Below are 6,957 nucleotides of genomic sequence, written 5' to 3'. Positions count from 1 at the left end.
GCAAAACCTCAACCTGCCGAAGCTTCGTGACGATCTCGTCGGGCTTGTGTCGCTTGTTTGCCATTGTGGTCCTCCTTCATGGTCAAAACCATACTTCAAGGTGGACCCGTTCAATGGGGGTGGATCACTCGCGCAGCTTGGCCATCAGATGGTCGATCAACTGGCCGTAGGTGCGGGTCGACAAGGTGGTCGGCAACAGCGGGATGACCAACGCCTGGGCCGCCGCGAAAACCTGCTCGGACAAGTCAGACAGCGACGGCGGGCAATCAAGCAACACATAATCATAGTCGTCCGCCAGCGCCGAGAGCAGCTTTTTCAGGCGCTTGCCGCGTCCTTCCTCGGCCAGCAGCTTGTCGAAATGACGGTAGGAGAAATCGGCCGCCAGCACGTCGAGGCGTTCGAAACGGCTCTCCTGAATCTGGCCGGCCAGATCGTCCTTGCCTTTGGCAACCTTGCGCGCCGAGCCCCGCCCCAGCGGCTCGACCCCCAGGGTGAAGCCGGCCGCGCCCTGGGCATCAAGGTCCCACAGCAGCACCCTGGCGCCGCCACGTGCTGCCACATGAGCCAGATTGACGGCCGCCGTGGTCTTTCCGACACCACCCTTGAGATTATAGACCGCGATCACCCGCATCGGCCGCCTCCCCGCCGTTCAGTCCGCAGCAGGGAACAACCTTCCGGCGAGGACGTCAATTCACAAGGTCAGGGCGCGAGTCCCGGGCGCGATGGTCGCGGTGGCACATGTGCCTGTCCCCTGATCCAGGCATGGCGCATGAAACAGCGTGCCATGCCAGCCCCCACGTGCCGTCCGGGCCGCCACCACGCCCCACATGAGTGTCAGGACACCCACCAGCATCCCGCCCAAGACACCCAACGCCGCGAGATCCAGGGCCGCACCGATTTTCAGGGTAGCCAGGGCATAGACACCCAGCGGAAAGATATAGCCCCACCAGCCAAGATTGAACGGCACGTCGGCACGGAAGTAGCAGGCCGTGATCAGCGAGGCGAGCAGCAGCCACCACAGCCCGAACCCCCACAGCATCAGCGCTCCGACCAGTCCAATCCCCTGCGCCACCGCACCGGCTTCCGCCAGCCCGCGCGCGTCAAGAATGGCCGGCGCCGCCTGCCCCAGCACCAGCAGCCCGAGCGCGCCGGTACCCAGCGGCCCGAGCGTCAACCAGCTGGAGGCGGCCATGCTGGCCGGCGGCAGCTTGTGCAGTGCCATGCGCAGAATGAGAATGACCAGGATGCCAAAGGCGATGGGAATGGAACAGGCCCACAACGCATAGCTGACGATCAGCGTCACAAAGGCCGCTTGCCCCTCCAGCTGCGGCGCCAGCACGCCGCCGGTGGTGGCCGCCACCGCCGCCGCGACCACCGGCAACAGCCAGACTGCCGTCATGCCATCCAGCGCATGTTCCTGACGTGTGAACATCAGAAACGGAATGCCCACGCCGCACGCCAGCGCCATGGCGACATTGAGCCCCCAGAGGTACTGGGCCAGCGGCAGCACCTCCGCCCCCCACCGGCCCACCCCGAAGGTGAGCAGGCCGTTGAGCAGGGTCGACAGGCCCATGGGGATGGTCCCGATGAACATCGACACGGTGTTGTGACCGAAGATGCGCCGTGCCTCGGCCCCGAACAGCAGCCAGCGCGCCGCGTACAGCAAGGCAAACAGGCTGAACAGGGCGATGTTGCCCATCCACAACGCCTCCCCCAGCGCATGGAGCGCCGAACCGGCACCCGGCACCTGGGGCAAGGCGAGCGCCAGGATACCCGTGCCCATGGTGGCCGCGAACCAGTTGGGGGTGAAATGGCGGATGACATCAAGCGGTCGATCCAGATGCCGCAGGGGCCGTGGCAGAAGCCCGTCAAGGCGCGATTCCACGTTCACAACCGATCTCCGCGCTGGATGAGGTCAAGCAAGGCGTCGGCCGCCCGGCTGCGATAGCGCTCCTTGTGCCGCAGCCCGAAGAAGCGGCGTGGCGGCAGGTCCAGCGGCAGCGCGTGGAGCGTGCCGGCCCGCAGGGCGTCCGCCACCACCAGCGCCGACAGCACGGCAACGCCCGCCGCCGCTTCGACGGCGGTGCGCACCGCCTCGTTGGACGGCAATGTCAGGGCGACGTCGAGCCGGGCAGGGTCGATGCCACGCGCCTGCAAGACCGTGTCAAAGCTGGAGCGCGTCCCGGACCCCTGTTCGCGCATGATCCAGCGCGCCGCCAGCAGCCAGGCGGTGTCGACCGTTGTTGCCGGCAGCGCCGACACCAGCACCAGCTGGTCCCGGGCGATCTCCCAGTGCGCCAGCGCGGGATCATCGATCTCGCCTTCGACAAAGCCGAGGTCGGCCTGTCCCTGCCCCACCTGCTCGGCGGCGCCGGCACTGTTGGCGATGGCCAGACTGATCGCGATGGCCGGATAGTGCTGCCGGAAGGCGGCCAGGCGGACGGGCAGCCAGTAGCTGGCGATGGTCTGGCTGGCCACCAGTTGCAGGGTGCCGCGTTGCAGCCCGGCGTAGTCCGCCAGCGCCTGCTCGGCGCTCGCGGCCCGGTCCAGTACCGCGCGGGCTTCCGGCAACAGCAGGCGTCCGGCGTCGGTGAGCGTGATCCCCCGGCCGACACGATGAAACAGCGCCACGCCGTAACGCGCCTCCAGCGCCGCGATGGCGGCGCTGGCCGCCGACTGGGTGACGTTGAGCGCCGCCGCCGCCCGAGTCATGTGCTCAAGCTCGGCCACGCCGATGAAGATACGCAATTGTTCAAGCGTCACAGCCGCCTCCTGGTGGCGGACAGCTGTGCGCGCGGACAATCAATCCGTCAAAGCAATTATTTTGATTATTTCAATCTGTTTATATGATCAATTGCCCTGGCACGTCATTGCGGCATGGCGATACGGTGGGCGACCACCGCGCGGCCGGTGCGAGCAATGCTCCACAGCAGCTCCGGTGCCTGCGGATCCCAGTCGATGGCCTGGCCGCCGGTGGTCACCGGCACGATCGCCTGCAACACCATTTCACCGCCGCTTTCCGGCACGGTCATGACGTAAATTTCCGGCCGGTCGTGGCCGGAGACATAGAGCCGCCCGTCCGCCCCCCAGCTGGCGCCCGAGCAGCTCCTGGGCGCGAATCGCTCCAGCACCGCCGGCGGAAAGCTCCAGCGTGCTTCCGGCTGAAAGGCGTTGTCAAAGCGCACCAGCAGCGTCTGGCGATGGTCCCGCCCGGGCGCCCCGCCCTTGCTGTCATAGTTGGCGAACACCGCCCACCACTTGCCGTCGTGGCGATCCATCACCGTCAACGAACCGGGCTGTGCCCCCAGGTCGACCGTGCGCTTGTGCTCCAGGCTGTCGCGATCGAACACCTCCACCCGGCTCAGTTGCGGCACCGCCGGATAGTTGGAGGCAGCGCACACCAGTTCGGCCTCGACAATCGTGCAGCTGTTGAGGTGGGGAAAGCGCTGCGCCTCCCCCTGCCAGTGCGCCACCCGCTGGCCGTCGCTGCGTCGATACTTGCCAATCTCGCTGTTGCCGACGGCATAGAGATAGGCGCCGTCCGACGCGACGCCCTGGGTTGCCTCCTGCGTCGCCAGACGCTGCACCACCGGGGCCGTCGCCAGCGTTGCGAACGGCTCGGCCGGTGCGCCGGCGGCAGCGCTGACCACCGACAGCCAGAGACCACCCAACATCATCGCCTTGTACATCGTTCGCGCCCTCCCCCTCCGGATAGACGACCGCGGGCGGCCCTTTCGGACCGCCCACCCTCGCACCGCCTTACGCAACAGACAGCGGCATGTCAGAATTTGACGCTCACGCCGAGGTCCGCGGTGAAGGAATAACGCTCCTCCGCCTCAAGCTTGCCGATCGCGTTCAACGAACGCACCGACGGTTCGCTGCCGATATTGGCGATCGAGCCGAAGACCTCGAAGTTGTCGTTGATCCGGTAGCTGGCGCGAGCATCCATGACGAGGCGATTCTTGATATAGACGTCGCTCAGCGTCGATGCGCCGATGCTTGCCAGGTAATCGTCGCGATAATTGATCGAGAAACGTGCTTCAAACGGGCCCTTCTCATAGAACAGCGCCGCGTTGACGAGCCATTTTGACTGCCGGAAAAACGGCACGTCGTCATCTTCGCGACCGGGCACGTCGACACTGGAGTCGGCATAGGTGGCATTGAAGGACATGCCGAAGCCATTGAGCGGCTCGGGGAGGAAATCGAACCGCCGCACGGCGTTGAACTCGATACCCAGGATCTCGCCGGAATTGGCGTTCTGCGGCTGCGACAGCGAAGTCAGCGCCACACCGGCGAAGCTGGTGTTATAGAGGGTGCGGGTGAAGATCGGATTATCGATCTTCTTGTAGAACACCGCCAGCGACAGAACACTCTCGGCGTCCGGATAATATTCAAGCGACAGGTCGAGGCCCATCGACTTGTAGGGCTTGAGATCGGGATTGCCGGCGGAACCCTGGCCATCCTCCTCCTCGAACGTCGGCACCTGCGCGTCATAGTTGGGCCGGCCGACCGTGTTGGTCCAGGCGGCGCGCAACAGCAGGTTTTGCTGGAGCCGATAATTCATGTGCAAGCTGGGCAGCACGTCGGTGTAGCTGGTATGGAACGTCAGCGGCGTGTAGTCGGACTCCTCCACTGTGCCATTACCATCGGAGTCGCGGATGGCGAAAGCATTGTAGCGTCCCTTGGTCTTTTCCACCCGCGCGCCGCCGATGACGGTCAGATCGCCGAACTGGATGTTGGCCATGCCGTAGCCGGCGTAGATGCGCTCGCGGATGTTGTAATCCAGTGCGTAATCGTTCTTCGCGGTGGCCGCCGCATCCAGCGACAGACGCGATGGATTGTCACGGAAGAAGTAGGCCATGACCTGATCGTAGTCCATGCTCGGCCCGAAAGTGTATTCGCCATCGTAGTAGCCGTCGATGTCAGCGCCGGCGCCGCCGGTATCCGCGAAGGTCACCGGCGAGGTTGGCAGATAGACACTCTGACGGTTGTCGCGGGTCTTCTTGCGATCGATGTATTTGGCGCCGAACTTCAGGAAGCTGTTGTCCATGCCGTCGAGATCATAGCGGAAATCGGCCCGCACGGTGTGCAGGTTCTCGTCAATCTCCTCCGAGCGCATGCGAATCCGCCGCAGCGGGAAGGCCGCCGGGTCATTGACCGCAGTGTTGTAGTCCACGAACACCGGGAACTCGCCGCTGACGTCGATGGTGCTGGAGAGCACGTCACCGGAACGGAACTCGATGTCGTCGCGCACCGGCGTATGCTCCTGGGCATGCGCATAGGTGTAGTTGAGATCGACACCCCACTGGCCGAACTTCAGTTCGGCGCCCGGCGAGATATTATAGAGCTTCTGGGTCTGGTTGTTCTGGCGGAACTCGCGGGTGGCGCGGCCGCGCGAGAAACTGACCTCGGTATCCGACGGGAAGGTGGTGGTGCCGCGCGCGATCACCCAGTCGAGCTGATCACGGCCTTCATGGTCGGTGAACTCGTTGTAGATGTTGCGGACGTAGACCCGCACATCGTCGTTCGGGCGCCAGTCGAAATTGGCGATGGCGCCGATGCGCTCGCGCATGATGCTGTAGTCGAACATCACCACCTCGGTCGGCGCCAGATGATCCTCGTCCATCTGCGTCCAGCCCAGCGCGTCAAAGAGCTGGCTGTGGATGTAGCGCTTGAGGTAGCTCGCCGCCACCACGACGCCGAACTGGTCGTCGGCACCGAACTTGGTGCCGTAGGTCGCGCTGCCGCCGTAGCCAAACTTGTCCGCCATGTCGCCATAGGCGGTCTTGGCGGTGGCGTAGAAGAAGTCATCGTTGCGGTCGAACGCGGTCGGCGTGACGATGTTGATGCTGCCGCCCAGCGCGTTGCCGTCATAATCCGGCGTCACCGCCTTCACCACCTCGATCGCCGCCACCAGGTCGGAGGGAATGGTGTCGAGCGCGACGCGGCGGCCCTCGGCCTCCGGGATGCCGACCAGGTTGCCATCAACGGTCACCTGGTTGAAATTCGAGTCGACGCCGCGGATGACCACATAGCGCGGCTCGCTCTGGTCGGTTTCGACGGAAACGCCCGGCAGCCGCTGCAAGGCCTCCGCCGTGTTGTAATCGGGCAGCTTGCCGATCAGGTCGGCCGACACCACGTCGGCGATGGTCGGCAGCGACATCTTGCGTTCGATCGCCAGCAGGCGCGAAGCCCGCGAGCCCTGGACGAGAATATCTTCCGCCGAGCTCATCGCGGGCAGACGGATTTGCACGTCCAGCGATGCCGGCTGCTCGTCACTGACAGTCACCGAGCCGGTCGCGACCTCGTAACCTGGCTGTTCCACCCGCACCGTATAGGTGCCCGCCTTCATGCCGCTGATGCGATAGCGGCCGTCCTGTTCCGTCATCGCCTGATAGGCGCCATCGCCCACCACCACGCGAGCGCCGTTGGCGGGACGACCAAGCGATGCGTTGGTGACGACACCATGGAGGTCGGCCGCATGAACAAGCGCCGGCAAGCACACGGACAACAGGGCGGCCATCTTGACGAACTGACGACCGCGCGCGGCGGCCAGGTGGATATTGGTCATTGGTCGTTCTCCGGCAGGTGTAGCGACTGGATGAGGCTAAATCCGTGCTGGAGATGGAGGTTTGATGACGTTGGCCGAGCATCAAAATGCAACACAACGTTGCCATCAAGGGAACATCCCGGCGGGCATCCGCCCGTTACACTGAAACGCAACGCAACCCAGGAATCTGGAACCCGCAGCGGAGACCGGCGGCAATGGAGTCACTGATCGAATTTCACGACCTCATGGTGTTCATCAAGGTCGTCGAGCACGAAAATCTGTTAGCGTCCGCGCTCGTGGTGTAATTTCCGGTGTAGGCGATGGTGTATTCCGGGGTGGGGCATGCCCCACCCCGGAATGCGGCGTCGCTGGTGGCCACCGGGTTCATCGTTATGGTGGAGTTTGCA

At 64.5% G+C, this 6,957-nt stretch carries 5 protein-coding genes; all 5 read right to left on the bottom strand.

Annotated features, from left to right (window positions below):
- Positions 1 to 124: 124 nt before the first annotated feature.
- On the bottom strand, positions 125 to 631 hold the full coding sequence (locus ABU113_RS16800) for a ParA family protein (protein WP_454560615.1): 507 nt from the start codon (positions 629 to 631) through the stop codon (positions 125 to 127).
- A gap of 60 nt (positions 632 to 691) precedes the next feature.
- Positions 692 to 1,891, bottom strand: coding sequence for a TDT family transporter (locus ABU113_RS16795; protein ID WP_454560614.1), 1,200 nt, complete (start codon positions 1,889 to 1,891; stop codon positions 692 to 694).
- Positions 1,888 to 2,763 (bottom strand): LysR substrate-binding domain-containing protein, encoded by an 876-nt coding sequence (locus tag ABU113_RS16790; RefSeq protein ID WP_454560613.1) that lies wholly within the window; start codon positions 2,761 to 2,763, stop codon positions 1,888 to 1,890. The genes ABU113_RS16795 and ABU113_RS16790 overlap by 4 nt, the downstream gene beginning before the upstream one ends.
- A gap of 104 nt (positions 2,764 to 2,867) precedes the next feature.
- Positions 2,868 to 3,689, bottom strand: a complete 822-nt coding sequence (locus ABU113_RS16785) for a hypothetical protein (RefSeq protein ID WP_454560612.1) — start codon at positions 3,687 to 3,689, stop codon at positions 2,868 to 2,870.
- Between the two features lie 92 nt (positions 3,690 to 3,781).
- Positions 3,782 to 6,571 (bottom strand): TonB-dependent receptor, encoded by a 2,790-nt coding sequence (locus ABU113_RS16780; RefSeq protein WP_454560611.1) that lies wholly within the window; start codon positions 6,569 to 6,571, stop codon positions 3,782 to 3,784.
- Between the last annotated feature and the right edge of the window lie 386 nt (positions 6,572 to 6,957).

This window comes from Parapedomonas caeni (assembly GCF_041060555.1).
Classification (GTDB): Bacteria; Pseudomonadota; Alphaproteobacteria; order Sphingomonadales; family Sphingomonadaceae; genus CAUJIW01.
The sequence above is the reverse complement of the archived record's forward strand: the minus strand, read 5'-3'. Positions and strand labels throughout refer to the sequence as shown.